This is a genomic window from Streptomyces sp. A18 (assembly GCF_059026065.1).
The window spans coordinates 140,685-166,446 of the sequence record NZ_JBWLKL010000012.1; the positions used below are offsets into that span (position 1 = coordinate 140,685).

Sequence of the window (25,762 nt, forward strand, 5' to 3'; positions counted from 1 at the left end):
CTTCTTTCAGTTGACTTGGGGGGTGCGGGCGGGAGTGAGGCGCGCGCGGCGGTGACGCAGGCCGGACACCACGTGGGAGATGAAGAACAGGCTCACCGCGAGGGCCGAGACGGTCGCGCCGGCAGCGGTGCCGAGGTGCCAGGACAGCAGCAGTCCGCCGAACGTGGCGGCTGTGCCGAGGAGCGCGGCGAGCACCATGACCCCGGGTACGCTGCGCGCCCACGGCAGGGCCGCCGCCGGCGGAGCGATGAGCAGGCCGAGGACGAGGAGCGTTCCGACGATGTGGAACGAGGCCACGATGGCCAGCCCGAGCAGGCCGAGCAGCACGGCATGGGCCAGGCGCGGACGCAGCCCCAGAGTCTGAGCCTTGCGCGAGTCGAACGCCAGGGCCAGGAAGGCGCGGTGGCCGAGGACCGAGACCACCAGAGCCGCGAACAACGCCGCCGCGAGCAGGTAGAGGTCCTGTTGCCGGACGGCGAGGACGTCGCCGAACAGGAAGCCGGTCAGGTCCACGGCGAAGGACTGCGAGCGCGACACGATGATCACGCCGAGCGAGAGCATGCCGACGAAGAGCAGCCCGATGCCGGTGTCCTGGGACAGCCTCGGTGTACGTCCGAGCACGGTGACACCCGCCGTCATCACGGCGGCGCTGGCCACCGCGCCCACCAGCAGGTTGCCGCCGAACAGCGCGGCCAGCGCGACCCCCGGCAGCAGACCGTGGGACATGGCGTCGCCGAGGAAGGCCATGCCCCGCAGAACCACCCAGGTCCCCGCCAGCGCACAGATCGCGGACACGAGCACCCCGCCCCACAGAGCCCGCTGCACAAAGGTCACCTCGAACGGGGCCGTCAACCATTCCATGACGAGGACAGTACAATGAAAACCATGTTCATAACGCCCGACCCCTCGCCCATCGCACGCCGATCACGGACCCCTCACGTCCGTTTCATCGACTTGTACGCCGGCTACCCAGGGCGAACCGTCCTCCACCAACTCACTGCGGAAATACCGAAGTTGGCGATGACGGCACTTGTCGGCCCGAACGGCAGCGGCAAGTCGACCTTGCTCGGCGTTCTCGCCGGTGTGATCCATGCGACATCCGGCGAACTGCATCACCACGGAGCACGTCCGCCCGCGTTCGTACCGCAGCGCGGAGCCGTGGGCGACAGCCTGCCGCTCACCGTCCGGCAGACCGTGGAGATGGGGCGCTGGGCCGAGCGAGGGCCGTGGCGTCGACTGAGCCGCCGGGACCACGCAACCGTGGACGCCGCTCTCGACCGGCTCGGCATCGGCGACCTCGCCTCACGCCAACTGGGAGAACTGTCGGGCGGACAGCGTCAACGCGCGCTCATCGCACAGGGGTTGGCGCAGGAGTCGGACCTGCTGCTTCTCGACGAACCGACCACGGGCCTGGATCCGGAGGCGAGGGAACGGATCGGGGCCCTGCTGACGGCACTCACCGCGGACGGCGTGACGGCAGTTCAGGCGACACACGACCTGGAGGTCGCGCGCGCGGCGGACATGTGCCTCTTGCTCCAGGACGGCCGTCTCGCCGGACAAGGGCACCCCGACCAGGTCCTCACCACGACGGCACTGGCCCGAATGTGGCAACCATTCTGAATCACGGGTTCACCGCGCCCCCCGTTAACAATGAACATTGTTTTCATGTAGCGTCGAGGCCCCGCCGGACCGAACTGCGCCCCTCCTCCCGACACTTACCGGGAGATGCTGCCCGGCCTGGCCGCTCAGCACCTGCCGCAGGCCGAGGAGCACCGGTTCAACCTCCTGAGGCTTCCGTAACACCCGATCGACCCGCCCCCCTTTTTTTGTTGAGAGGACACCTGTCATGGCTGTTCCCAAACGCAAGATGTCCCGCAGCAACACCCGCCACCGCCGGGCCCAGTGGAAGGCGAGTACGCCGCGGCTGGTGGACGTGACCGTGGACGGCGTGACCTACCGGGTCCCGCAGCACCTCGCCCCCGCCTACCGGCGCGGCCTGCTGCGCCCGGAGGGCTGACGGCATGCTGTCTCGACGCCTTCCGGTCACCGTGCTGTCGGGGTTCCTCGGCGCCGGTAAGACGACCCTGCTCAACCATGTCCTCACCAACCGCGAGGGCCTGCGCGTCGCGGTGATCGTCAACGACATGAGCGAGATCAACATCGACGCCGCGCTGGTCCGCGGAGGTGAGGCCGCGCTCTCCCGGACCGAGGAGCGGCTGGTGGAGATGACCAACGGCTGCATCTGCTGCACCCTCCGGGACGATCTGCTGGAGGAAGTCGACCGGCTCGCCCGGGAAGGCCGCTTCGACTACCTGCTCATCGAGTCCAGCGGCATCTCCGAACCGATGCCCGTAGCAGCCACCTTCGCCTTCGCCCGCGACGACGGCGCCGTGCTGGACGAGGTGGCTCGCCTCGACACCATGGTCACCGTGGTCGACGCGGCCAACTTCCTGGCCGAGCTGTCGGACGGCGACGACCTCACCGAGCGCGGACTCGCTCCGTACGAGGACGACGAGCGCACCGTGAGCGATCTGTTGATCGACCAGGTCGAGTTCGCCGACGTGCTCGTGCTCAACAAGCTGGACCTGGTCGACGACGCCGAGGCAGACCGGCTGCGCGGGGTGCTGACCCGGCTCAATCCCCAGGCCCGGCTGATCTCCTCGGTCCAGGGCCGGGTCGACGCCCGTGACGTCCTGGAGACCGGACGCTTCGACCTCGAACGCGCCCAGCAAGCGCCCGGCTGGGTAAGGGAGTTGAACGGCGACCACGTCCCGGAGACCGAGGAGTACGGCATCTCCTCCATGGTCTTCCGCTCGCCCGCCCCTTTCCACCCCGGCCGGCTCTGGAAGCTCGTCACCCAGGACCTGGACAGCGGTGCGTACGGCCGCGTCCTGCGCTCCAAGGGCTTCTTCACCCTGGCCGGGCGCGGCGGTGTGACCGGTCTGTGGTCCCAGGCCGGCTCCGTCGCCCGCTTCGAACCCTCCGGCACACGGAACGAGGACGTGCCGCACGCCCAGGAGGTGGTGTTCATCGGTGTCGGTCTGTCGGCGGACGCACTCCGCGCCACACTGGTCGGCTGCCTCATGGCCGAGGGGGAGCCGGCGCCCGCGACCGACCCCTTCCCCGGCTGGGACACCGGAGAGGTGTGCGAGCACGAACATGAACACGAGACCCAGAGCCTCGCAACGCCCGTCTGATCCAACGCGGGGCGAGTGGCGCTACACCCGACAACGGGCCGCCGTCCTGGCGGCATTGACCGCCTGCGGGGGCTTCACCTCGGTCCAGCCCCCGCACGTGGCACTTACGGCGGACGGGGTCGAGGCCGGCCTGACCACCGTCTACCGCACCCTGCACCTGCTGGAGACAGCGGCCAGGTGGACATGGTGCGCGACGGCGACGGTGAACGCCTCTACCGGCCGCGTCCCGCCGACGGACACCGGCACTACCTCCTGTGCCGACACTGCGATCTCAGTCTCGCCGTCGACTCCGACGAGGTCGAGCGGTGGGCGGTCGAGGTCGCGCGTATCACCGGTTTCCACGACGTGGACCACACGCTCGCACTGACCGGCGTGTGCAACAGCTGTCACGCCGGACACAACGACGGTCGGACGGGCACGTGATACGTACGCATCGCGCCTGGGCACAAACCCAGGCGACTGCGTTCACGCCCATGCCGATGCGGCGCCGCGGCGGCAGGCGTCATGACAACCTCGACCTGCTCGTCGAGAACTTCCCCGGTGCGCTGCTGGCCTCGGACACGGCCGGCCCCGGAGTCGTCGGCACCCGCCGCGTTCACCGTCATCGGCCTCGCCTGTCTACGGCAGAGGAGGCGCCTGACGTGAGCCGCGGACGGCCAGGAGGCTCACGAGGGGGTGTGGAGCCAGCAGGCGGCCGGGCCGAAGTCGGGTTCCTCCGCGCGGCAGACGTCCATCGCGTGCGGGCAGCGCGGATGGAAGCGGCAGCCCGACGGCGGGGCGGCGGGGTCGGGGACGTCGCCGGGGAGCTCGGCGGGCAGGTTGCCCAGGCCGTCGGGGGCGGGGATGGCGCGCAAGAGGGCCTGGGTGTACGGGTGTTGGGGCGAGGCCCAGACGGCGGCGGTCTCGCCGACCTCGACGATCTTGCCGAGGTACATGACCGCGATCCGGTCGGCGATCAGGCGGACCACGGAAAGGTCGTGGCTGATGAAGAGGAGGCCGGCACCCGAGTCCACGGCCAGGTCGCGCATGAGGGTGGCGATCTGGGACTGCGCGGAGGCGTCGAGCGCGGAGATCGGCTCGTCGCCGATCAGCAGCCGGGGGCCGGCGGCCAGCGCGCGGGCGATGGCGACGCGCTGGCGCTGGCCGCCGGAGAGTTCGTGCGGATGGCGGTCGGCGAAGGAGCGCGGAAGGCCGACGCGTTCGAGGAGGTCGGCCGGGGTGCCCGCGCCGCCGCGGACGCGCAGGCCGTCGGCTATCTGGTCCCCGGCACGGCGCCGCGGGTTGAGCGAGGCGTACGGGTCCTGGAAGACCATCTGGATGCCGGTCAGCGTCCTGCGCCGCAGGCCGAGCGGGGTGACCGGCCGGCCGTCGAACGTGATGGAGCCGCCCGCCGCGGCGTGCAGCCCGCAGACGGCACGGGCCAGCGTCGACTTGCCGCACCCCGACTCGCCGACGAGGCCGACGACTTCGCCCGCGGCGACCGTGAGGCCGGCCCCGGCGACAGCCCTGACGGCGGACTGCCCGGGGGAACGGTGCTCGACGACGAGATCGGAGATGCTCAGCAGGGTCACGGGAGGGCCTCCAGGAGCGAGCGGGTGTAGGGGTGGGAGGGCGCGCGCAGGACGGAGTCCCGTGCGCCCGACTCCACGACCAGGCCGTCGCGCAGCACGCTCACCTCGTCGGCGATCGCCGACATGACACCGAGGTCGTGCGTGATGAGCAGGACGGCGAGGCCGAGTTCGTCGCACAGGCCGCGCAGCAGCCGCAGGACTCCGGCCTGCACGGTCACGTCGAGCGCGGTGGTGGGCTCGTCGGCGATGAGCACCTGGGGGTCGCAGGCCAGCGCGACCGCGACGGCGATACGTTGCCGCATGCCGCCCGAGAACTGGTGCGGGTAGCGCCGATACGCCTCGGCCGGGCCGGGGATGCGGACCTTGGCGAGGAGTTCGACGGCGCGCTCCCGCGCCTCGGCCCGGCCGATGCCCAGGTGCGGCCGCATGTGCTCGGTCAGCTGCCTGCCCACGCTCAGCATGGGGTGCAGGCTGGTGGACGGGTCCTGGAAGACCATCGCGATGTCGTTGCCGCGCACCCGGCCCAGCTCCTTGTCCGGGAGCCCCAGCAGGTCGCGCCCCGCGAGGTCGATGCGCCCGCTCGCCCGCGCGCCGTGCGGCAGGAGCCCCAGGACGGCGAAGCCCGTCATGGTCTTGCCCGACCCGCTCTCCCCGGCGAGGCCGTGCACCTGCCCCTTGTGGAGGGCGAGGTCGACGCCGGACAGGATCTGTGTCCCGCGGATCGACACCCGCAGATCGGTGATGGTCAGGGTCACAGCGCACGCTCCTTCACGGTGCGGGCCGTACGGGGGTCGAGGGCGTCGCGCAGCGTGTCACCGAGGAAGTTGAACGCCAGCACCACGGTGAGGATCGCGAGGCCCGGGAACGTGGCCACCCACCAGCTGTCGAACACCTCCATGCCCGACGCCACCATCGCCCCCCACTCGGCGGACGGCGGCTTGGCGCCCAGGCCCAGGAACGACAGGCCGGACAGGAGCAGCAGTGCCGTGCCCATGTCGAGCGTGGCGAGCACCAGGACGGGGCCCACCACGTTGGGCAGCACGTCCACGCGCAGCGAGCGCCACACCGAGAAACCGAGCAGCCTCCCGCTGAGCACGAACTCCCGCTCGCGCACGGCGAGGACCAGGCCGCGGCCGACGCGTGCGTAGGACGCCCAGGCGACGACGAGCACGGCGAACACCGCGTTCGTGAGGCTGGCGCCCAGCGCGGCCGCCACCACCATGGCCAAGATGATCGTCGGGAACGCGAAGACGAGGTCCGTGAGGCGCATGATCACCTCGTCCGCCCACCGTCCGAAGTATCCGGCGACACCGCCGAGGAATCCGCCGATCAGGACCGACAGGGCGACCAGGAGCAGGGTGAGCGGGATCGACACACGCGCGCCGTACAGGACCCGGCTGAGGACGTCGCGGCCGAGCTGGTCGGTGCCGAACCAGTGCCCGGGACCCGGTTCGGCGAGGCGGGGCAGTTCCTGGGCGAGCGGATCGTACGGAGCGAGCAGGGGCGCGGCGGCGGCGATCACCAGCCACGCCAGCGCCACCACCGCTCCGGCGACGGCTTGCGGCCGCCGCCACGCGTCGGGCAGTCGTTCCATGGCACTGCGCAGCTGTCTCATCGCAGCCTCACCCGGGGGTCGATGACGCCGTACAGGACGTCCACGAGCAGGTTGATCGCCAAGTAGACGCCGCTCACCACCAGGCCGACCCCCAGGATCGCGGGCAGGTCGAGGGTGGTGGCGCTCTTGTACGCGTACTGGCCGACGCCCTGCCAGGCGAAGATCGCCTCGACCAGCACGGTGCCCGACAGGAGGCTGCCGAACGCGAGCCCCGCCACCGTGATGATCGGCACGAGCGCGGAGCGCAGCACGTAGCGGAAGAGGATCACCCGGCCGGGAAGGCCCTTGGCCCGGCCGGCGCGGACGTGGTCCTGGCCGAGCACCTCCAGGACCGCGCTGCGGGTGAAGCGGGTCAGCAGGCCGATCGTGTAGAGCGAGAGGACGAGGGCGGGCACGATCAGATGGCCGAGCGCGCTGCCGAAGATGTCCCACCGGCCGGCCAGCGCCGCGTCCACCGTGTGCAGTCCTGTGACGGGTTCCGGCGCTCCGATGCCGGGGTCGACCCGGCCGCTGCCAGGAGTGAGTCGCAGGCGGTAGAAGAAGACGTAGAACGCCAGGAGCGCCAGCCAGAACGTCGGCACCGAGACGCCGATCAGGCTCAGCATCCTCAGCACGTGGTCCGCGAGGCGGTCCCTGCGCAGGGCCGCGATCAGGCCGAAGGCCACACCGAGCACCAGCGACACCAGGATCGCGGCGCCCGCCAGTTCGAGCGTCGCGGGCACGAACTCCGCCAGGTCCTCGCTGACCGGGCGGTGGGACTGCTGGCTCGTGCCCAGGTCGCCGTGGAGCAGGCCTTCAAGGAACAGCACGTACTGCTGCGGGAGCGGTTTGTCGAGCCCGTGCTCGGACCGCCACTGCGCCACGGCCGCCGGGTCGCCCGCGGCCCGCTGCCCCAGGTTCGCCGCCACCGGGTCGCCCGGCACCAGGTTCGTCAGCATGAACGTGACCAGCGTGATGCCCCAGGCCAGCAGGATCGCGACGAGGACCCTGCGGACGAGGAAGCGGAGGAGAGGCCTACTCCGGCGGGGCGGGCGCCGGACGCGATTCCGGGTGGTCGTCATGTCACTTCGCACCGAGGTCGGCCACGTCGACGGTCCACACCGGGTGGTAGGCGAGTCCGGTCACCGAGTCGGCCGTCACGATGTTCTGGCCGGGCTGGATGAGCGGGACGAACGGGCCCGACGCGTTCAGCCGGGTCTGTACGTCGGCATAGGCCTGCTTGCGCGCGTCCTCGCCGATCGTGGCTGCGGCCTTCTCGCCGGAGGCCTCGAGCTCCTTCGCCGCGCCCGCCTTCCAGCCGACGCGCAGGCCCATCATCTTGCCGGGCAGGAACACCAGGTAGCCGCTGGGGTCGGGGTGGTCCGGGCCCCAGTACCACAGGCCCATCTCCTCCTTGCCGTTGCGGAAGTTGTCCGCCGCGGTGGTGAGGGGGGCGGGTGCGAGGTCGACGGTGATGCCGACCTCCTTGAGGTTGGACTGGATGCGCTCGGCCAGGGGCTGCAGGGAGAGGCCGTTCACGGTGAGCTCGCTCGGGTACTCCAGCTTGACCTTGGGATGGGTCAGCCCGCTCTCCGCAAGTGCCGCCTTCGCTCCGGCCACATCGCGCTCGGGCGCCTTCTCGGGCGGGAGCGCGCCGAGCAGTTGGGAGGGGATGATGCCCGGCGCCTGCACCGACCCCTGTCCCGCCAGTTCGAGCAGGCCCGCGTAGTCGACGCCTTTGCGTACGGCTTCCACGAACTTGGGGTTCGACGTCACCTTGCTGATCGCCTTGTTCCTGCTGTGGTGCAGATAGATCACGTTGGCCGACGCGGTCCGCTTCACCCGCACGGTGGCGGGCATGCCCTTGACCTGGTCGCCGGAGAGGTTCAGTGCCACCTGGCTGTCGCCGCGCTGCACGTTGAGCTTCTGGGTGGCCGCTTCGACGTTGCGTATGACGACCTTGTCGTACGTGGGTCTGTCGCCGTAGTACTTCTTGTTCGCCCGCAGCACCACCTGGTTGCTGACGTTGAAGGACTCGATCGTGTAGGGCCCCGACCCGGCCGACGTCTTGTTCAGGTACTGCTCCGCCTTGTCCTTGGGCCCGGTCGTCGCGCCGTGTGCCTTGGCGACCTTGCTGTTGAGGATCCCGAGGGTGGGGTTCGGCAGGATGTACGGCAGCGCGGGGTTGGGCTTCTTCGACGTCAGCGTGATCGTGGAGTCGTCGGTCTTCGCCACCTCCACGCCGTCGAGGAGGAACGACGGGTTGCCCTTCATGTCGCGCAGACGGGTCAGCGAGAACATCACGTCGTCGGCGGTGAGCGCGGAGCCGTCGCTGAACTTCGCGCCCGAACGGAGCTTGAGCGTAAGGACCTTGCCGTCGTCCGACAGCTCGAACGACTCCGCGAGCGCCGGCACCGGCTTGGTCACGTCACCGCCGTCGAAGGTGAGCAGCGTCTCGTACACCGCCTTGCCGACGAAGAGGCCGGTCGCCTCGTACATCCGTCCCGGATCGGCCGTCTTGAGGTCGAAGGACGTGTCGATGACGAGCGTCCTGTCACCGGCCGCCGGTGTGCGCGAACCGCCACCGGAGCAGGCGGCCAGCGCCACAGCGGTGGCGAGCAGCAGGGCCGTCAGGTTCGTGCGGGACGCCATGAGAGGACCTCCAGGTCGGACGGCAGCGCGAGGCAGTTGACGTCGCGCGGATTGCGTGAGTCACCCGTTGGTCACGTAGGACATGCACGTCAGTCGCGTCATACAGGCACGTCGTACGGGCCGTGACGAGGTAACAGCGAACGCTAGGCCAGCCACCGGGACGCCTCTTCGGACCGTCGTACGAAGGGAAGCGCGCCGATATGTGCCGCTGTCCCAAGGGCACTTGGCGGTCCCGGTCCAGGGGCGTCGCCGGCCGGGTTCGTAGCGCGGCACCAATCGGTGGGCGGGATTACGTCGTGTTGTCCTTAGCCAGAGCGCGCCGGAGCTGGGGACGATGTCGGCTCCCGGAGGCACTGCCCGCTCCCGGAGGCACTGCCCGGGAGTGCGTACCTGCCAGCCCGCTCCGAAAGGAAGCCCCATGTTCCGTCGTCCCAGAGCTGTCCTCGTCGCGAGTATCGCGGCCATGGTCATGGTCGCGTCACCGGCTGCGTCCGTGGCCGCGCCCGCCGCGCCCGCCGGACCCGCCGGACCCGCCGGACCCGCGACGAAGAACGACGCCGTCCAGCGTGTGCTCGACCGAGCGGTGAGCGAGGGAGGGGCTCCCGGCATGCTCGCCGAGGTCAAGGACGGCCCCACCCGGTGGTTCGGCTCGTCCGGCGTCGCGGACACGGCGACCGGCCGCAAGCTGAAGTCCTACGACCGCTACCGGATCGGCAGCACGACCAAGACGTTCACCGCCACGGTCCTGCTCCAGCTGGTGGGCGAGAGGCGGCTCAGCCTCGACGACACCGTCGAGAAGTGGCTGCCGGGCGTGGTGCAGGGCAACGGCCACGACGGCGGCGCGATCACCGTGCGGCAGTTGCTGAACCACACCAGCGGCATCTTCGACTACACGAACGACCCGGAGGTCCTGGCCAAGCTGGTCGGTCAGGGCTTCCTCGACCACCGCTTCGACAGCGTCCGGCCCAAGGAACTCGTCAGGACGGCGATGAGCCATGCGCCGGCCTTCCCACCCGGCACGTCGTGGGCGTACTCCAACACCAACTTCATCCTCGCCGGGATGATCGCCGAGAAGGTGTCGGGGCATCCCCTCGCCACCGAGGTGACCCGGCGGATCATCGGGCCGCTCGGTCTGTCCGGCACGTATCTGCCGGGTCGGAGCACGAGCATCTCCGGGCCGCACGGAAGGGCTTACTCCAAGCTCATGGAGCCCGACCCCGGAGCCCCGGTCCACGACGTGACCGAGATGAGCGCGACGTGGGCGGGCTCGGCCGGAGACATGATCTCCACCGCGGGCGACATCAACCGGTTCTACGGCGCCCTGCTCAACGGCAAGTTGCTGCGCCCCGCCGAGCAGAAGGAGATGTTCACGGCCGTACAGACCGAGAACTGGATTCCCAACACCGAGTACGGGCTGGGCCTGATCGCCCAGAAGCTGTCCTGCGGTGTGAAGGTGTGGGGGCACGGCGGCACGATCCACGGCTCGCTGTCGTGGTCGATGAGCCTGCGCGACGGATCGAAGTCCGCCAGCGTCAACATCAACGGCGACTGGGTCGATCAGGGCGGCATCTCCGTCGCCGTGATGGAGGCGGTCTTCTGTCCCGGCGGCGGCGAGGCCGCGGGGGCCGATGCGGGTTCCGGCGACTCGGGCGCGGGGGCCGGTGCGAGTTCCGGCGACTCGGGCGCGGGGGCCGGTGCGAGTTCCGGCGGCGAGGCCGCGGCCACGCGCCCGGCGATCCGCCCCCTGCAGCTCTCCTGACCACTACGTCACCGGACCGGACACCTGCGAGGCGACCTTGACCGAGCACCCCACTGTGCACGCCCTGACCGAGGCCGATGCCGCGTCCGCCCTGGCTCAGCTGCGGTCCGGCGTAACCATCAGGCAGCTGTCACGCGAGGCGGAGTTCCTGGCCGCCTGCGAGCTGCTCGACCGGGTGTGGCGGCCCTCTGCGGGCAACCCGCTGCTGACCACGGCGCTGCTGAGGGGCTTTCAGCACTCGGGCAGCTATGTGGCCGGTGCGTACGAGGCCGGTGCGTACGAGGCTGATCTGCTGGTCGGTGTGTGCGTCGGCTTCCTCGCGGAGAGCGGGCTGCACTCGCACATAGCGGGCGTCGACGCGCGGGCCCGCGGCCGGAACGTCGGGTTCGCGCTGAAGGTCCACCAGCGTTCCTGGTCACTTGAGCGCGGCATCACCAAGGTGACCTGGACCTTCGACCCGTTGATCAGCCGCAACGCCCACTTCAACCTCGCCAAGCTGGGCGCGGTGGCAAAGGAGTACCTGCCGGACTTCTACGGTGTCATGGACGACGGCGTCAACGAGGGCCAGGGGTCCGACCGGCTGCTCGTCGGCTGGAACCTGGCCGACCCCGCCGTCGCCGATGCCTGCGTCCGACGGCACCACCAGGCGTCCGTGCCACCGGACGCCGCGGCGGGCCTCGACGCGGACGCGGACGGACTGCCCGTCCGCGGACCGCTCGACGGTCCCTGCGTCAGTGTCCGCGTCCCGTCCGACATCGAGGCACTGCGCACCGAGCGACCGGAGGCCGCCCACGCCTGGCGCTCAGCGCTGCGCGAGACCCTCGGCGGCCTGCTCGCCGATGGAGCGGCCATCACCGGATTCACCCGCGACGGCCGCTACCTCATCGAACGGAAGGCGGACAACCGATGACCATCGGCGACGCACAGCCACGCCGTCGTAGCCTGCTGCCTCGCGGTCGGGGCTCCGAAGGACGTACGCGACGCCGTCATCGGAGTGCCAACCCGCCCCGGCGGGTGGGGACATGAACCGGCGGGGCCGCGGCGCGGCACCCCTCGGCCGCGTCCTCGCCGACCTGGGGTCGACCTTCATCGTGTCCACGGTCGGCGAACCGGATCCGGCGCGGCCGGTCGGCGGGGTGCTCATCCACGACCCGCAGGACACCCCGGCACGGCTGCCGGGGGCGATCGTCCTCGGCGTCGGGGTCTACGGCGCCGACGAGGTCGCGACCTTGGTCGAGCGAGCGGCCGGGCTCGGCGCGGCGGCCGTGATCGTGCGGGCCCCGATCGCCGTGGACGCCCTGGTGGAGGCGGCCGTCGACAAGGCCGCGATCCCGGTGCTCGGCCTGATGGCGGGCGCGTCCTGGGCGCAGGTCGCCGCGCTCCTGCGGTCGATGCTCTCGGTCGATGAACTCGTCGGGGAGCCGGCCGAAGAGCCCCTCGCCGGAGACCTGTTCGCGCTGGCCAACGCGATATCCGCGCTCCTCGACGGTCCGGTGACCGTCGAGGACCGCGACGGCAGGGTGCTGGCCTTCTCCAGCCGTCAGGACGAGGGTGACGAGGCCAGGATCGCGACGATCCTCGACCGCCAGGTCCCGGCGGACAAGCTGCGGGCCCTGGAGCAGCGCGGCGCGTTCCGCTCGCTGTACCGCAACGACGAGCCCCTGTACCTGGAGGGGATCGCGGCGAAGCCGCGGGTCGCGATCGCGGTCCGCGCGGGCGGGGAGATCCTCGGCTCCATCTGGGTCGTGGTCAAGGAACCGCTGACCGGGGACGGCGAGCGCGCGCTGAGCGACGCGGCCAAGGTCGCCGCACTGCATCTGCTGCGTCGCAGGGCGGGCGAGGACGTGGGGCACCGGCTCCGCGCCGACCTGCTCGCCACCCTCCTCGAAGGCGGCGAGGGCGCTCCCGGTGCCGCCGCCCGGCTCGGCCTCTCCCAGCAGCCCGCCTGTGTCCTTGCCCTCGCGGCGACCGACACCTCGCCTGCCGCCGACCGGGTCGTGGCCGCCGACCGGATCGCGGGCGCGCTCGCCCTCCATCTGAACGCGATCCACCCCAGGACGGCCACCGCCACGCTCGGCGGCGTCACCTACGCGGTGCTGCCCGCCGCGTCGGACGAGGCGGCCCGGCGGGTCGCCGAGTCCTTCCTCGAACGGATCGGCGACCGGGCATCCGCCGTGATCGGGGTCGGTGGTGTCGCGGTCAGGCCCGAGGACCTGCGCCGCTCCCGCGCCGAGGCCGACCGGGCCCTGCGGGTCCTGCGCGAGCGGCGGCCCGGCCTGAGGACCGCCCGCCTCGGCGCCGTCTACGTGGACGCCCTGCTCCTCGAACTGGCCGACCGGATCGCCACCGACGGCGGCGATCCCGACAGCCCGATCGTCCGGCTGCGGGCCTACGACGCCGAGCACAACATGACGCTGACCGAGACCCTCGCCGCCTGGCTCGACGCCTTCGGCGACGTCATCTCCGCATCGGCCGCCATGCACGTCCACCCCAACACCTTCCGCTACCGCCTGAAGCGCCTCGCCAAGGTGTCAGGGCTCGACCTGTCCACCCCCGAAGCCCGCTTCGAGGCGATGCTCCACCTGCGGCTCGACCCCTAGCCGCCGGTCCGGCCGGTGGCGGCGTTCTGGTGGAATGGCCCCGACCAGGCAGCCCCCGAAAGGACCAGGCATGAGTGACGCCCCGCCCTACATCGATGCCGAGGCGATCGCCCGGCTCGTCCCGATGTCCGCCGCGACCGAGGCGGTGGAAGCCGTCCTCAAGGCGGGCCTGGACCCGGAGGCGGAAGCTCCGAGGGGAGTGGTGGGCGTACCGGGCGGGCAACTGTTGCTGATGCCGTCCTCAACGGCGTCGTACACCGGGGTGAAGATCGCCACGGTCACCCCCGGCAACGCGGCCCGCGAACTCCCCCGCGTCCAGGGCGTGTACCTCCTCCTGGACGGCGAGACCCACACCCCGCTGGCCCTCCTGGACGGCATCGCCCTGACGTCACTGCGTACGCCCGCGGTTTCGGGAGCGGCGATCCGGCACCTCGCCACCCCGGACACGCGCCGCCTCCTGGTCTTCGGCACCGGCCCCCAGGCCTGGGGCCACGTGGAGGCGGTCCGCGCGGTGCGCCCGACGCTGGAGCACGTGGACGTGGTGGCGCGGAACCCCGAGCGGGTGGCGGACTTCGTCGACCGGTGCCGCGGGGCCGGCCTGTCGGCGGCGCCCGCGACCCCGGCGGACGTCGCGACGGCCGACGTGGTCTGCTGCTGCACGACGGCCCGCGAACCACTCTTCGACAGCACACTGCTCCCGCCCCACGCGACGGTGGCGGCTGTGGGCTCGCACGAGCCGGACGCGCGGGAGGTCGGCGAGGGACTCCTGGAGCGCGGCCTGGTCGTGGCGGAGTCCCGCGAGGTGGCGCTGCGGGAGTGCGGGGACATCGTCCTCGCCATCGGAGCGGGCGCCTTCGACGCCGGTCGACTGCACACACTGGACGCGCTGGTACGCGGCGATGTGACGGTCCCGCAGGACCGGCCCCGTTTGTTCAAGTCGGCGGGGATGGCCTGGGAGGACTTGGGAGTGGGAGCGGCGGCGTACGAGCGGTGGAAGGCTGAGTAGGGTTCCGACTCGGCAGGCGCGTCTCAGATCCAAAACCACACGAACGCCGGCCGGGCTTTCTGCTCCGGCACTCAGGAAGCATGCGCCCCTGCCAGACAGCAGACGGAGCCTCATAAGCCATCAACCGCATCGTTTGATCGGAAATAAGCCTTTCCTGACCGAATTTACTCTTCCTGCCTCCCGTGTCCGATCGGACCCTCGGACTAGGCGGGGCAAGGGCATCTTCGGGAGCGCCGATGGCGTACGTACCGATCCTGAAAGGCAAACTCGGCGAGATTCAGGCGCTCGGAAAGGTGTCGCCAAATATGCAATCGGCCATCCGCCCTGTGCTGGAGGCCATGCCTGGCGCAATGGATCCCTTGCAGACCATGGCCGACAGTGCGATGGAGCACTTGCCTCCGGGGATGACCGTCGCTGTTGACTGCACAGCCATCACGGAGCTGCGGAGGCTGGGCACCGCGTGGGTACCGCCTGCTGTATGGGTCGCCACCGTCTTCGACGAGCGCTCCATCCCTCTCCGTCTGGTCGTCAGGCTCACTTCCCCTCCTGAAACCCTCCGCGTCGCAGGAGAGCGGGCCCGGCACTACGAGACCAGTGCCGTACTACGGCTCCCACCGCCGCAGTTGGGCTTTGACCAGCGCTCTGCCTGGCGACGATTGAACTCCCTCCTCAAAGAGATGCGGCTGGACTGCGAGGACCTCGAGGTGCTCATCGACGCCGGTGCCATCCATTCAGACGACGATGTCAACGAGCTGACATCACGCATCTCCGAGACTCTTGATTGGCTGAATACATTTCCATGGCAAAGCATTACCGTCGGCGCAGGAGCATTTCCGGCGCGACTGGACAAGGTCCGGTTTCCGCGTGGCCGCATCACCCCAGTTCCCCGACGCGACGCTACCCTCTGGCAGAAAGTCACTGCCTCACGTCAACGCATGCTCCCGGACTTCGCGGACTACGGGGTCACATGCCCGAGCGTACCGAAACCCGGGGGAGGAAATCCTGACCCGAATATCCGCTACACCGTCAATGACACCTGGCAGGTCTACGTACATCGCCGCCGACAACGGGGCAATAACGATGACTTCTTCTCGCTCTGCGAGCGCCTGACAGACTCTCCTCACTGGCCCCGTCAGGGGGCTGCCACCTCCTGGGGTGATCAGCAACTCTCACTCTGTGCCCGACGGATGAGGCCGACAGCAGGGAATGCCACTCTTTGGCGAGCCTGGGCCACCTCCCATCATCTGGCAGTGGTCACCCAACAGCTCTCGTCAGGTGACAGCTGACATCGGCTGAACGAGAGTTCCTGACTCTTCTCATACAGGCAGGGCATCACACCCAAGACGGGTAGGCTTCACCGCAAGCTCTTGGGGAGAGCTTCATCTCTCGTCCAACAAAGGCAGTTCGGCCGTTGCCTTACAGTCTTGCCATCCCGTGGGGGGATCTCGCCTTGCATGAAATCGTCAAAGGCGCCAACGCAACTCTGTCTGCTCTCAGCACCAATGCAGACTCCGTCATCGTCAGCCTGAGCTGGAGCAGTCCGAGCGGTCAAGGCGACGCCGATGTCTCCGTACTGCTTCTGAGCGAGGAGGGGAAAGTCCGCAGCAACTCCGACTTCTTCTTCTACAACAACCCCGCCGCAGCAGACGGCAGCGTGCAGCTTCTCGGGATCACTCCGACGGAGAACGGGAACGAGGACCGAATTCGGCTGGACCTGAGCGCCATCCCGGCGAACGTCGACAGCATTGTCATTGCCGCGAGCCGTCACCAGCGGGCGCAGTTCGGCGAGTTGGAGAACCTCCGCCTCTCCCTGACTGACGGATCCGGCGACGCTGTTCTCGGCTTTGCCATCGCGGACGCGAGCGTGGAGAGCGCGTTCGTCTTCGGTGAGATCTACCGGCGCAACAACGAGTGGAAATTCCGGGCCGTGGGGCAGGGCTACGACACGGGCCTTGCGGGGTTGGCCACCGACTACGGCATCGAAATCGACGAGGACGACGATCAGGAGGCCGAAGCCGAGACAGTGGGCGAGGCGGCGGGGGAGGCGGCAGAACCCGCGGCACCACAGGCGACAGCCGAAGCCGATCCGAACACCGAGGCGCCGTCAGCCCTCTCTGCTCGGCCAACCCAGGAATCGCCCGTCTCTGGACCCCCGCGCCGGCTGCGTACGGCCAAGAAGAAGGTCACGCTTCCCAAGGCGTCGAAGGCCTCCCTGGCAGAGAACGACGCGTGGCGTGCGTCCCGGCTTTTCCCTGCCGCGTCGCTGAAGAGTGACCGGGAGCGTGAAACGAAAGCCACTTCGATCCTGCTGTCCGTGATGACTCAGGTTCCCGAGTTCGGGCGTCGTCTCACTGCCGCCTTCGGGGCCCCCGCGGGCCGTATGGAGACCTACACCGAAGTCACCCTCCCCCACGGCGAGAATCCGAAGCGCCCGGACGGAGTCATCCGCGTCGAACGGGCCGGACGACTGTGGACGGCGCTGGTGGAGACCAAGACCAACGGCAACTCCCTCAGGGATGTGCAGATCCAGGACTACATGGACATCGCCGCCCGGCGTGGGTACGAAGCCGTCATCACCGTCTCCAACGACGTGGCCCTGGAAGGAAGCCCGCTCATCGACGTCAAGGTCGACGGCCGCCGCAAGCACAAGGTCGCGCTATGGCACCTTTCTTGGGCCGAAGTGACACACCAGGCCCAGATGTTGATCCGCCATGAAGGTGTACGTCATCAAGCCCACGCATGGCTGTTGCAGGAGCTGCTCCACTACCTCCAGCACGAGAACTCAGGCTGCCATGGCTTCCAGAACATGGGGCCGGCCTGGGTTCCCGTGCGCAAGGGCATCGACGACGAGACCATTTCCCCCGGTGATCCCCGCACCGTGCTGGTCGTCGAGAGCTGGGAACGCCTGATCCGACAGGTCTGCCTGCGGCTCGGCGGCGAACTCGGCACGAACGTCGTGCCGGTGCAGCGCGCCAAACGGGGAACCGATCCCCAGTCACGTCGCGCGCAACTGGCGGACCGCCTCGGTGAGGACGGGCGACTTCACGCCGAGATCCGGGTCGACGGAGCGCCCGGCGTTCTGTCCATCAGCGCCGATCTGCGCCTCGGCAAGCTGAGGACGTCCATCGAGGTCCCGGCACCGGACCAGGGGTATCCGCTCACCTGGGTGAAGCGGCTGATGAAACAGCTCAGCGAGGCGCCTGCGGACCTGCACGTCCAGACCCTCCTCGAGGACGAAGGAACCGGCCCGCGGGGCACGCTGGAGCGGCTGCGTCCCGAACCCGGTGATCTGCTGCCGACGGGATCCCAGCGCATCAGCGGATTCCGGCTCTCGCTCTCCAAGAGCGTGGGAAACACACGGGGGAACGCTGAATCCGGCTTCATTCGTAGTGTGGACTCGGCCGTCGACCGCTTCCACTCGACCGTGGTCATCCCTCTGGGGCAGCGCCAGGCCGGGCGCACGAAGCAGGGCGACCCCGCCTAGCGGCTCAGCTCATTCGTGTCGGCTGGTAGTCACTGGCCTCACCCCGACCACATCTGACGCATCCGGTCCCGGCACCCTCGCGGTGCCGGGACCTTCTCGAAGATCCCCTGAGCAACGCGGTGGACGCAATCGACTCCATAGCAGTGCAGCAGGGCGATGTCCTCCGTGGTCGGGCGATCCGGGAAGAGGGCAGAGATCGCTGATACCGCCGGGGCAGTAAAAGCGATCCGCTGTGCGCCCCTCGGCCAGGAGTTGCTGCCTGAACTCGCTGACGAAGACGGACTCGTGGCGGTTGACGACCATGAGGCGCTTGCTTCGTTTGTACGAGGTCCGTCGTGTGCGCTGCTCCTCAAGCGCTGCCTTGCGGGTGTTCTGGCGGGACTGTTCGAAGAGAGTCAGGACGTCCCGCCGTGCCTTCCGGGTGCAAATCCGAGAGCAGGTCCGCCTGTTGCGTGGTGAGCACCTCCGCGTAACGCCCCTCTGTGAAGTCCACGTGCTGTGCGAGGGTGTCAGCCCAGTGCCGACGCGTCTCTGCGCTTCCGTAGGACGGATATCAGGACGCGCACCAGGATCTCTCCCTCGGGTCGTTCGAACTGTTTCACACCACCCGCACCGCATGCCGCACCACCGCATCAAACAAATACCCCTGCGCGTTGTGCGCCGTCACCTCCGGCTGGGTGCGGCCCGTGGTGTCCGTGGCGCGGGCCAGGAGTGTCGTCGGGCCAGGGGTGTTGGGGTGCCATGGCGTGGTCCAGCGGGTCCAAGTGGCGCGGTGCGGCGTGTCCTTGAGGTGGGCGCGGTGCCAGGTCGTGCCCGCGTCCGTGCTGATGTCCACTCGGCTGATGGCGCCCGTCGCCGACCATGAGCGGCCGGTGAGGTGATGGGTCGTGGCCGCCTCGATGCTTGCGTTCCACGGGAGTTCGAAGGCGGACTTCAGGGTTTGGCGGGTCAGGGGTGCGCTGCCCTCCGGGGGGTACGCGTCGCCGAACAGGCGGTAGAACTGCGTGTTCCAGGGCGAGAAGAGGGGGTGTGACGAGACCTCGATGTCGCCCACCCATTTGATCGACGCGATGCCCACCCACGCCGGGACCAGGACCCTCACCGGGTAGCCGTGGTCCGCGGGCAGCGGGGCGCCGTTCATCTCGTAGGCGAGGAGCACGTCGTCAAGGGCCTTGGAGAGCGGGAGCGGGCGGCGGACCCTGCCCAGGTTCGTGCCGTCGTCCGTGACGTACTCCGCGTCCAGGCCGCTCGGCATCACGTCCACCGCGTGGCGCGATAGGCCTGCCCTGCGCAGGACTTCGGAGAGGCGCACGCCGCGCCAGCGGGCGTTGCCGATCGCTCCCAGGGTCCAGGCCGTGCCGGAGGCCGGTTCGCGCTGCTGGGTGGTGAAGAAGCTTCTGCCGTTGCCCGCGCATTCGACGAAGGCGGTGCGCGACGTCGACGGGAGGCGTTTGAGGTCGGCGAGCGTGAACTCCCTTGCCCCACCGCCCTTCAGGCCGTCGCCCCAGATCCGCAGGCTCCATGTCTTCGCGTCCAGGCGTGGCGTCGCCGTGTGGTTGCGTACGAAGAAGTGCGATGCGGGGGTCAAGTGGCCCGTCCCGGCGAGGGCTTCGAACTTCGTCTCCGCGTTCGTGCCGCGGAGCGTGAAGCGGTCCGCGGGGAGCAGCTTCACGATGCCGGGCCCGCTCGGCGCCGGGGCCGCCGCCGCCATCGGGGCGCCAAGCGCCGCTACCGCGCCGGCCCCGCCCGCCGCCGCGAGCAGTCGCAGCATGTCCCTGCGGGCCGCCCCGTCCGCCCGCGCCTCCCCCGCAAGCCACTGGGCACGTCGGCGTCTGTCGTACTCCGCTTCGGATGACCCTTCGGACGCTTCGGACGTCTCTTTGGAGATCATGCGCGCCATCGTACGAGCCGCCCCTGGGGCAACTCACCGATGAAACACGCCAGTTACGGGGTTGTCGTAGACACTACATAGACCATGGGGTGCTCTGGATTGGCGCGGTTCACGACCACGTCCAGGGTCGGAGCCGGGTCCTTCTTCACGTGGGTGAGGCCGAGCCAGGGGCCCGGGTCCGTGAACTCCCAGCCGACGACCTTGCGGTCGCGCTTACTGATCGTCATGTCGTTCTTCTCCAGCGCCTTCGTGCTGGAGCCGATCCGCTTGAGGAACTTGTCGAGGCCCTTGTTGCTCGTCAGGAACTGGGCGTACAGGCGGCTGGTGCGCCAGTTGTTCGTCTCGTAGTACGCGACCTCCCTGGAGTACGGGGGGATCGGCACGTCGTAGAGGCGGCGCTGCACCTTGGAGGGCCAGCCCGCGGTGAGGCCGGTCGCGGAGTACTTGGCCTCCTTGTCGCGGCCGCTGTTGCGGCTCTGGTTCGCGGAGATCACCAGATAGCCGGCCGGTACGCCGATCAGGATCACGATCGTCGTGGCCGTGAGCCAGCGGCGGCGGATCATGTGGCGGCGGCCCTCGCGGGGACGGCCGGCCCCGTCGGCGGGATCCGGGGAGTCCGGGGACGAGGGTTGGCGGGGCACGGTCATCTGATTACTGGGTTCCCTGAGAGGTGCGGTCGGTGGTGCGGCGCGCTTCCGCGTAGCGCTCATAGCGTTCGTAGCGCTCCACCCGGCGGCGGTTCGCCCGGCGGAAGCGGCGGGCCACCAGGCGCGCCAGGTCGGCGGCGCCCACCATGCCCGCCTCGGGACCCAGCTGGGCGCGGGCGATGCGGGCCTCGGGGCGGTAGCCGCGGCCGGTCAGCTGGCGGCGGAACGCGTCGCGGGCCGGGCCGATCAGGAGGTCGTCGGCGGCCGAGACGCCGCCGCCGATCACGAAGCAGGACGGGTCGAGGGCGGCCGCGAGGTTCGCGATGCCGACGCCCAGCCACTGGCCGATGTCCTGGAGCAGCTCGACGCACATCGCGTCGCCGTCGCGGGCCAATTCCGTGATCAGGGGGCCCGTGATGTCGGGGATGTTGCCCTTGACCCGCTCGATGATCCCGTACGCGACCGGGGAGTCGGCCGCGGCGAGCTCGCGGGCCTCCCTGACCAGCGCGTTGCCGGAGCTGTACTGCTCCCAGCAGCCGCGGTTGCCGCAGGGGCAGCGGTGGCCGCCGGGGACGACCTGCATGTGCCCGAATTCGCCGGCCACCCCGAACTTGCCGCGCTTGACCTGGCCGTCCTCCAGGATCGCGCCGCCGATGCCGGTACCGAGCGTGATCATGACCAGGTGGTCCTCGCCGCGGGCCGCGCCGAAGCGCCACTCGGCCCACGCGGCGGTGTTCGCGTCGTTGTCGACGAGCACGGGGACCGCGAGGCGCCCTGAGATGCGGTCGCGGAGGGGTTCGTTGCGCCACGAGAGGTGCGGGGCGAACAGGACGCGGTTGCGGTCCGCGTCGACCCAGCCCGCCGCGCCGATGCCCACCGCGTGTACGTCGTGCCGGTCGGAGAGGTCGAGGACCAGCTCGACGATGGTGTCCTCGACGACCTTGGGGCTCTTGGACTTGTCCGGGGTCTCCGTGCGGAGCGTCTCCAGGATGTTGCCGTCGGCGTCGACGACGCCCGCCATCACCTTCGTGCCCCCGATGTCGATGCCGACGGTGGGGACGCGGGGCGCCGTGAGATGGGATCGGCGCTCCCGCGTGCCCACGGTCCGCAGAACGGTGGCTCGGGCGGAGCCGCGGTGCGCGAGGTCGCGGTAGGTGCTCATTGCGGCGATTCTGCCTCACACTCGCGTGGGCGCGCACAACGGGGATACGGGGCTCGGCCCCGTCAGGGGCGCGGGGAACCGCGCGCTCGGCCCGAGAGATGCCGCAGTCGCGTCTGCCGGGCGGCCCGGCAGACGCGACTGCGGCTTCTTCGTGGTTGCTCGCGCGGTTCCCCGCGCCCCTGACGGGGCGCTGCTCAGCCCTTCTCCAGTTCGTGACGGAGGTCGTCCAGTTCGGAGCCGCCTGCCATCTGGCGGGTGAGTTCGTCCAGGGTGACCTCGTCCCGCGCGTAGCTGCCGAACATCGTGCCGCGCTTGAGGAGGACGAAGCGGTTGCCGACCAGGTACGCGTGGTGCGGGTTGTGGGTGATCAAGACCACTCCGAGGCCCGCGTCCCGCGCGGCGGCCACGTACTTCAGGACGACGCCCGACTGCTTGACGCCGAGCGCCGCCGTCGGCTCGTCGAGGACGAGGACCTTCGCGCCGAAGTACACCGCGCGCGCGATCGCCACGCACTGGCGCTCGCCGCCCGAGAGGGTGCCGATGGGCTGGTCGACGTCGCGCAGGTCGATGCCCATGCGCAGCAGCTCGGCGCGGGTCGTCTCGCGCATGTGGTCGACGTCCAGGCGCTTGAAGGGGCCCACGCCCTTCGTCGGCTCGGAGCCGAGGAAGAAGTTCCGCCAGACCGGCATCAGCGGGACCACGGCGAGGTCCTGGTAGACGGTGGCGATACCGCGGTCCAGGGCCTCGCGCGGCGAGCCGAGCCTCGCGTCCTCGCCGTCGATGCGGAACTCTCCCGCGTCGTGCCGGTGCAGGCCCGCGATGATCTTGATGAGGGTCGACTTGCCCGCGCCGTTGTCGCCGAGGACGCAGGAGATCTCGCCCGCGTGGACCTCCAGGGAGACGCCTTCGAGGGCGCGGATGTTGCCGTAGTACTTGCTGACGTCGTCGAGCTCGACGAGGGGGGTGCGCTCCGCCACGGGCGCCGCGTCGGTCACTTCCGTCATTTCGTCGCCTCCGCGCGCTTGCGGACCCAGTGGTTGAGCAGGGTCGCCAGGAGCAGCATCACTCCGAGGAAGAACTTGAACCAGTCCGGGTTCCACTCGGCGAACACGATGCCCTTGCTGACCATGCCGAAGATGAGGGCGCCCACGGCCGCGCCGACCGCCGAGCCGTATCCGCCGGTGATCAGACAGCCACCGATGACGGCCGCGATGATGTAGATCAGTTCGTTGCCGACGCCCTCGCCCGACTGGACGACGTCGTACGAGAAGAGCAGGTGCTGGCCCGAGACCCAGGCGCCGAAGGCGACGCCCATGTAGAGGCCGATCTTGGTCATCGCGACCGGGACACCGACCGCGCGTGCCGCGTCCTCGCCACCGCCGACCGCGAAGATCCAGTTGCCGACGCGGGTGCGGAGCAGGATCCAGGTGGCGACCGCGATCAGGCCGAGCCACCAGAGGATCGTGATCTTGAAGTCGACGCCGCCGATGGTGATCGTCGAGGCGAAGACGTCCTTGGCGGAGGCGAAGCCCTCCATGTCGGCGATCGACTTCGTGGAGACCGTGCCGCTGATCAGCTTGGTGAAGCCGAGGTTCATGCCGGTCAGCATCAGGAACGTACCGAGCGTGATGATGAAGCTCGGCGGGTCGGTGCGCGTCAGCATCACGCCGTTGAAGACGCCGACCCCGAGGGTGGCGACGAGCGAGACGAGGACGCCGACCCAGACGTTGGCCGTCATCTGGTAGCTGAACATCGACGAGATCAGCGCGGAGGTCGTCACCATGACGCCCGCGGACAGGTCGAACTCGCCGCCGATCATCAGCAGGGCCACCGGCACCGCCATGATGCCGAGCGTCGATGCCGCGTAGAGCACCGTGGCGAGGCTGTTGGTCTGCAGGAAGCTGTCGGCGGCGACCGCGAAGAAGACGAAGACGGCCACGGCGCCGACGACGGAGCCCAGCTCGGGGCGGCCCATCAGCTTCTTCAGCGGCGAGGCCTTCAGGAGGCGCTCGTCGGTCCTGGTGTCCGGCGACGGCGCCGGTGCGGGTGCGGTCGCTGTCATCGCGTCCCTCGCTTCGCGTATTCCTCCAGCTCGGCGGCCTGGTCCTTGGTGACGATCTGCGGTCCGGTGAGGACCGGCTTGCCGCCGCCGAGCACGTCGGCGTTGTACTTGTAGAGCCAGAGCAGGTCCACGGCCTCGTAGCCCTGGAGGTAGGGCTGCTGGTCGACGGCGAAGCCGAGCGTGCCGTCCTTCAGGCCCGCCGCGACCTTCTCGTTCAGGTCGAAGGTGTCGACCTCCGCCTTGCTGCCCGCGCTGTCGGCGGCCTTCACCGCGGTGTCCGCGAAGGGCGCGCCGAGCGTGACGACCGAGTCGATGGACTTGTCGGACTGGAGCCTGGCCTCGATGGAGGACTGCACGTCGGGCATGTTCGTGCCGGTCACGTACAGGTTCTGCATCGTGCCGTCGAAGGTCTTCTTGGCACCCTCGCAGCGCTGCTCATGGCCGACGTTGCCCTGCTCGTGCAGGATGCAGAGCGCCTTCTTCTTACCGCGCTTGTTGAGCTCCTCGCCGACGGCCTCGCCCGCGATCGTCTCGTCCTGCCCGATGTGGGTGAGCGCGCCGAACTCCTTGGATTCCGCGGAGCCGGAGTTCACCGTGATCACCGGAATGCCGGCCTTCTTGGCGCGGGCCAGGGCGCCCTTCATCGCGGCGGGCTTGGCGAGGGTGACGATGATGCCGTCGACCTTCTTGTCGATGTACGAGTCCACGAGCTGGGCCTGCTGCTGGGCCTCGGCGTTGTGGGCGTAGAGGAAGTTGATGTTGTCCTTGACCGCGGCCTGCTTGGCGCCGTTCTGGACGATGTCCCAGAACGTGTCGCCGTCGCCCGAGTGGGTGACCATCCCGAACGTCCACTTCGGCGTGTTCACCGCGGCCTTGCCCTGTGCCGACGCCGCCTTGCGTGCGTCCTCGGCGCGCTTGCCGCCGGTGCTGCTGCACCCCACGAGGGATACCCCGAGCACCGCGACCAGCACGGCGCCCACCGCACGTACCCCTGTCTGAACCCTTGCCACGACGCCGTGCCCTTCTAGCTCTGCTCCTCGGTGTGGCCGGTCCGGATCCCCGGCCCCAGCCGCCCAAGTATCGACCACGCGGATCACGCGTGTGTTCATCGGGTACCGCGGGCGGTGTACTTCTCCAGCTTCGGCACATCCTTCTCGGTGACGATGGCGGGTCCGGTGAGGACGGGCTTGCCGCCGCCCAGGACGTTCGCGTTGGTCTTGTAGAGCCACAGCTCGTCGATGGCGAGATACCCCTGGAGGTAGGGCTGCTGGTCGACGGCGAAGCCGACCTCCTTGGCCTTGAGGCGCTTGACGACCTCGGCGTTCAGGTCGAAGGTCGCGACCTGGGCCTTGCTGCCGGAGTCCTCCTTGGCCTTCACGGAGAGGGCGGCGATGGGCGCGCCGAGGGTGACAACGGCGTCGATGTCCTTGGTGGCCTGGAGCTTCGCGCTGATGGAGGACTGGGCGTTGGGCGCGTTGGTGCCTTCGACGTTGAGGTTCTCGACCGAGCCCTTGAAGGTCTTCTTGACGCCCGCGCAGCGCTGTTCCAGCGAGACGTTGCCCTGTTCGTGGATGACGCAGAGCACCTTCTTCTTGCCGCCCTTGGTCAGCTCGTCGCCGACGGCCTCGCCCGCCACGGACTCGTCCTGCCCTATGTGGCTCAGCGCGCCGAAGTCGGCGGAGAACTCGCCGCCGGAGTTGATCGTGACGACCGGTATCCCCGCGGCCTCCGCCTTGCCGAGCACCGCCTTCATCGCCTCGGGCTTGGCCAGGGTCACGACGATGCCGTCGACCTTCTTGTCGATCGCCGACTGGACGAGCTCGGCCTGTCCCTTCGCCTCCTTGTCGTTGGAGTAGAGGAACTCGACGTTGTCCTTGCGGGCCGCCTGCTTGGCGCCGCTCTGGACGATGTCCCAGAAGGTGTCGCCCTCGCCGGAGTGCGTGACCATCGCGATCTTGAGGCGGGGCGTGGTCACGCCTTTGCCGCCTCCCCCGCCGTCGCCCGACTTGTCCTCGTCGTCCTTGCCGCCGGAGCTGCTGCACCCGGCCGCGAGCGCGATCACCGCTGTGAGAGCAGCTGCCGTGCGGGCTTTACGCATGCGGCTACGCCTGGGGGTACGCATGGGGGACCACCTCTT

General features: G+C 69.6%; 23 protein-coding genes and 1 pseudogene. 11 read left to right on the forward strand and 13 right to left on the reverse strand.

Going from position 1 to position 25,762, the window contains the following annotated elements; genetic code table 11:
• Positions 1-6: 6 nt before the first annotated feature.
• Positions 7-861: a zinc ABC transporter permease AztB gene (gene aztB / locus AC5P1C_RS21020; RefSeq protein WP_493867413.1), complete on the reverse strand. Its 855-nt coding sequence runs from the start codon at positions 859-861 to the stop codon at positions 7-9.
• Between the two features lie 15 nt (positions 862-876).
• Here aztB and aztA point away from each other — a divergent pair, with 15 nt between their 5' ends.
• From aztA to AC5P1C_RS21045, 5 genes and pseudogenes are all read left to right on the forward strand, one after another.
• The gene (aztA, locus tag AC5P1C_RS21025; RefSeq protein ID WP_493867414.1) at positions 877-1,620 is read left to right on the forward strand and encodes a zinc ABC transporter ATP-binding protein AztA; all 744 of its coding nucleotides are present in this window, start codon (positions 877-879) and stop codon (positions 1,618-1,620) included.
• A 226-nt stretch (positions 1,621-1,846) separates the two neighbouring features.
• Positions 1,847-2,017, forward strand: a complete 171-nt coding sequence (gene rpmF, locus AC5P1C_RS21030; RefSeq protein WP_493867415.1) for a 50S ribosomal protein L32 — start codon at positions 1,847-1,849, stop codon at positions 2,015-2,017.
• A 4-nt stretch (positions 2,018-2,021) separates the two neighbouring features.
• Positions 2,022-3,197, forward strand: a complete 1,176-nt coding sequence (locus AC5P1C_RS21035) for a GTP-binding protein (RefSeq protein WP_493867416.1) — start codon at positions 2,022-2,024, stop codon at positions 3,195-3,197.
• A pseudogene (locus tag AC5P1C_RS21040) lies at positions 3,160-3,309 on the forward strand (hypothetical protein); the annotation flags it as partial. The gene AC5P1C_RS21035 and the pseudogene AC5P1C_RS21040, both read left to right, overlap by 38 nt.
• A 65-nt stretch (positions 3,310-3,374) precedes the next feature.
• Positions 3,375-3,620, forward strand: a complete 246-nt coding sequence (locus AC5P1C_RS21045) for a hypothetical protein (protein ID WP_493867491.1) — start codon at positions 3,375-3,377, stop codon at positions 3,618-3,620.
• Positions 3,621-3,862: 242 nt separating this feature from the next.
• Here the strand turns inward: AC5P1C_RS21045 and AC5P1C_RS21050 are convergent, their stop codons facing one another.
• The 5 genes from AC5P1C_RS21050 to AC5P1C_RS21070 are packed head-to-tail and all read right to left on the reverse strand — an operon-like array spanning position 3,863 to position 9,014.
• Entirely contained in the window at positions 3,863-4,768 is a 906-nt protein-coding gene (locus AC5P1C_RS21050) for an ABC transporter ATP-binding protein (protein WP_493867417.1), read from the reverse strand.
• Positions 4,765-5,523: an ABC transporter ATP-binding protein gene (locus AC5P1C_RS21055; protein ID WP_493867418.1), complete on the reverse strand. Its 759-nt coding sequence runs from the start codon at positions 5,521-5,523 to the stop codon at positions 4,765-4,767. The genes AC5P1C_RS21050 and AC5P1C_RS21055 overlap by 4 nt, the downstream gene beginning before the upstream one ends.
• Positions 5,520-6,383, reverse strand: a complete 864-nt coding sequence (locus AC5P1C_RS21060) for an ABC transporter permease (protein ID WP_493867419.1) — start codon at positions 6,381-6,383, stop codon at positions 5,520-5,522. The genes AC5P1C_RS21055 and AC5P1C_RS21060 overlap by 4 nt, the downstream gene beginning before the upstream one ends.
• Positions 6,380-7,444, reverse strand: coding sequence for an ABC transporter permease (locus AC5P1C_RS21065; protein ID WP_493867420.1), 1,065 nt, complete (start codon positions 7,442-7,444; stop codon positions 6,380-6,382). Before AC5P1C_RS21065 ends, AC5P1C_RS21060 begins: the two co-directional genes overlap by 4 nt.
• A 1-nt stretch (position 7,445) precedes the next feature.
• Positions 7,446-9,014, reverse strand: coding sequence for an ABC transporter substrate-binding protein (locus AC5P1C_RS21070; protein WP_493867421.1), 1,569 nt, complete (start codon positions 9,012-9,014; stop codon positions 7,446-7,448).
• A 418-nt stretch (positions 9,015-9,432) separates the two neighbouring features.
• Between AC5P1C_RS21070 and AC5P1C_RS21075 the strand changes: the two genes are divergently transcribed.
• The 6 genes from AC5P1C_RS21075 to AC5P1C_RS21100 all read left to right on the forward strand — a co-directional run bounded on the left by AC5P1C_RS21075 (position 9,433) and on the right by AC5P1C_RS21100 (position 17,863).
• Positions 9,433-10,773 carry a serine hydrolase domain-containing protein gene (locus AC5P1C_RS21075; protein ID WP_493867422.1) on the forward strand — a complete coding sequence of 447 codons (1,341 nt, stop codon included), beginning with the start codon at positions 9,433-9,435 and terminating at the stop codon, positions 10,771-10,773.
• A 37-nt stretch (positions 10,774-10,810) separates the two neighbouring features.
• Positions 10,811-11,683: a GNAT family N-acetyltransferase gene (locus AC5P1C_RS21080; protein ID WP_493867423.1), complete on the forward strand. Its 873-nt coding sequence runs from the start codon at positions 10,811-10,813 to the stop codon at positions 11,681-11,683.
• A gap of 112 nt (positions 11,684-11,795) precedes the next feature.
• On the forward strand, positions 11,796-13,373 hold the full coding sequence (locus tag AC5P1C_RS21085) for a PucR family transcriptional regulator (protein ID WP_493867424.1): 1,578 nt from the start codon (positions 11,796-11,798) through the stop codon (positions 13,371-13,373).
• 70 nt (positions 13,374-13,443) lie between these two features.
• Positions 13,444-14,379 (forward strand): ornithine cyclodeaminase family protein, encoded by a 936-nt coding sequence (locus AC5P1C_RS21090; protein ID WP_493867425.1) that lies wholly within the window; start codon positions 13,444-13,446, stop codon positions 14,377-14,379.
• A gap of 236 nt (positions 14,380-14,615) precedes the next feature.
• The gene (locus tag AC5P1C_RS21095; protein WP_493867426.1) at positions 14,616-15,665 is read left to right on the forward strand and encodes a beta family protein; all 1,050 of its coding nucleotides are present in this window, start codon (positions 14,616-14,618) and stop codon (positions 15,663-15,665) included.
• Between the two features lie 164 nt (positions 15,666-15,829).
• The gene (locus tag AC5P1C_RS21100) at positions 15,830-17,863 is read left to right on the forward strand and encodes a TerD family protein (RefSeq protein ID WP_493867427.1); all 2,034 of its coding nucleotides are present in this window, start codon (positions 15,830-15,832) and stop codon (positions 17,861-17,863) included.
• Positions 17,864-18,461: 598 nt separating this feature from the next.
• Here AC5P1C_RS21100 and AC5P1C_RS21105 read toward each other — a convergent pair.
• The 7 genes from AC5P1C_RS21105 to AC5P1C_RS21135 all read right to left on the reverse strand — a co-directional run bounded on the left by AC5P1C_RS21105 (position 18,462) and on the right by AC5P1C_RS21135 (position 25,723).
• Complete coding sequence (locus tag AC5P1C_RS21105) at positions 18,462-19,754, reverse strand: sulfite oxidase (RefSeq protein ID WP_493867428.1); 1,293 nt, start codon at positions 19,752-19,754, stop codon at positions 18,462-18,464.
• Positions 19,755-19,807: 53 nt separating this feature from the next.
• The gene (locus AC5P1C_RS21110; RefSeq protein WP_493867429.1) at positions 19,808-20,401 is read right to left on the reverse strand and encodes a sugar kinase; all 594 of its coding nucleotides are present in this window, start codon (positions 20,399-20,401) and stop codon (positions 19,808-19,810) included.
• A gap of 4 nt (positions 20,402-20,405) precedes the next feature.
• Complete coding sequence (locus AC5P1C_RS21115) at positions 20,406-21,563, reverse strand: ROK family glucokinase (RefSeq protein WP_493867430.1); 1,158 nt, start codon at positions 21,561-21,563, stop codon at positions 20,406-20,408.
• Between the two features lie 194 nt (positions 21,564-21,757).
• Complete coding sequence (locus tag AC5P1C_RS21120) at positions 21,758-22,567, reverse strand: ATP-binding cassette domain-containing protein (RefSeq protein WP_493867431.1); 810 nt, start codon at positions 22,565-22,567, stop codon at positions 21,758-21,760.
• The gene (locus AC5P1C_RS21125; RefSeq protein WP_493867432.1) at positions 22,564-23,625 is read right to left on the reverse strand and encodes an ABC transporter permease; all 1,062 of its coding nucleotides are present in this window, start codon (positions 23,623-23,625) and stop codon (positions 22,564-22,566) included. Before AC5P1C_RS21125 ends, AC5P1C_RS21120 begins: the two co-directional genes overlap by 4 nt.
• Complete coding sequence (locus AC5P1C_RS21130) at positions 23,622-24,635, reverse strand: sugar ABC transporter substrate-binding protein (RefSeq protein WP_493867433.1); 1,014 nt, start codon at positions 24,633-24,635, stop codon at positions 23,622-23,624. Before AC5P1C_RS21130 ends, AC5P1C_RS21125 begins: the two co-directional genes overlap by 4 nt.
• A 95-nt stretch (positions 24,636-24,730) precedes the next feature.
• Entirely contained in the window at positions 24,731-25,723 is a 993-nt protein-coding gene (locus AC5P1C_RS21135; RefSeq protein ID WP_493867434.1) for a sugar ABC transporter substrate-binding protein, read from the reverse strand.
• Positions 25,724-25,762 lie beyond the last annotated feature (39 nt).

Coding starts and splice junctions, on each gene's coding strand:
- aztB (WP_493867413.1), bottom strand. CDS start 861: ATGGAATGGTTGACGGCCCCGTTCGAGGTGACCTTTGTGCAGCGGGCT.
- aztA (WP_493867414.1), top strand. CDS start 877: ATGAAAACCATGTTCATAACGCCCGACCCCTCGCCCATCGCACGCCGA.
- rpmF (WP_493867415.1), top strand. CDS start 1,847: ATGGCTGTTCCCAAACGCAAGATGTCCCGCAGCAACACCCGCCACCGC.
- AC5P1C_RS21035 (WP_493867416.1), top strand. CDS start 2,022: ATGCTGTCTCGACGCCTTCCGGTCACCGTGCTGTCGGGGTTCCTCGGC.
- AC5P1C_RS21060 (WP_493867419.1), bottom strand. CDS start 6,383: ATGAGACAGCTGCGCAGTGCCATGGAACGACTGCCCGACGCGTGGCGG.
- AC5P1C_RS21065 (WP_493867420.1), bottom strand. CDS start 7,444: ATGACGACCACCCGGAATCGCGTCCGGCGCCCGCCCCGCCGGAGTAGG.
- AC5P1C_RS21070 (WP_493867421.1), bottom strand. CDS start 9,014: ATGGCGTCCCGCACGAACCTGACGGCCCTGCTGCTCGCCACCGCTGTG.
- AC5P1C_RS21075 (WP_493867422.1), top strand. CDS start 9,433: ATGTTCCGTCGTCCCAGAGCTGTCCTCGTCGCGAGTATCGCGGCCATG.
- AC5P1C_RS21085 (WP_493867424.1), top strand. CDS start 11,796: ATGAACCGGCGGGGCCGCGGCGCGGCACCCCTCGGCCGCGTCCTCGCC.
- AC5P1C_RS21090 (WP_493867425.1), top strand. CDS start 13,444: ATGAGTGACGCCCCGCCCTACATCGATGCCGAGGCGATCGCCCGGCTC.
- AC5P1C_RS21095 (WP_493867426.1), top strand. CDS start 14,616: ATGGCGTACGTACCGATCCTGAAAGGCAAACTCGGCGAGATTCAGGCG.
- AC5P1C_RS21105 (WP_493867428.1), bottom strand. CDS start 19,754: ATGATCTCCAAAGAGACGTCCGAAGCGTCCGAAGGGTCATCCGAAGCG.
- AC5P1C_RS21110 (WP_493867429.1), bottom strand. CDS start 20,401: ATGACCGTGCCCCGCCAACCCTCGTCCCCGGACTCCCCGGATCCCGCC.
- AC5P1C_RS21115 (WP_493867430.1), bottom strand. CDS start 21,563: ATGAGCACCTACCGCGACCTCGCGCACCGCGGCTCCGCCCGAGCCACC.
- AC5P1C_RS21120 (WP_493867431.1), bottom strand. CDS start 22,567: ATGACGGAAGTGACCGACGCGGCGCCCGTGGCGGAGCGCACCCCCCTC.
- AC5P1C_RS21125 (WP_493867432.1), bottom strand. CDS start 23,625: ATGACAGCGACCGCACCCGCACCGGCGCCGTCGCCGGACACCAGGACC.
- AC5P1C_RS21135 (WP_493867434.1), bottom strand. CDS start 25,723: ATGCGTAAAGCCCGCACGGCAGCTGCTCTCACAGCGGTGATCGCGCTC.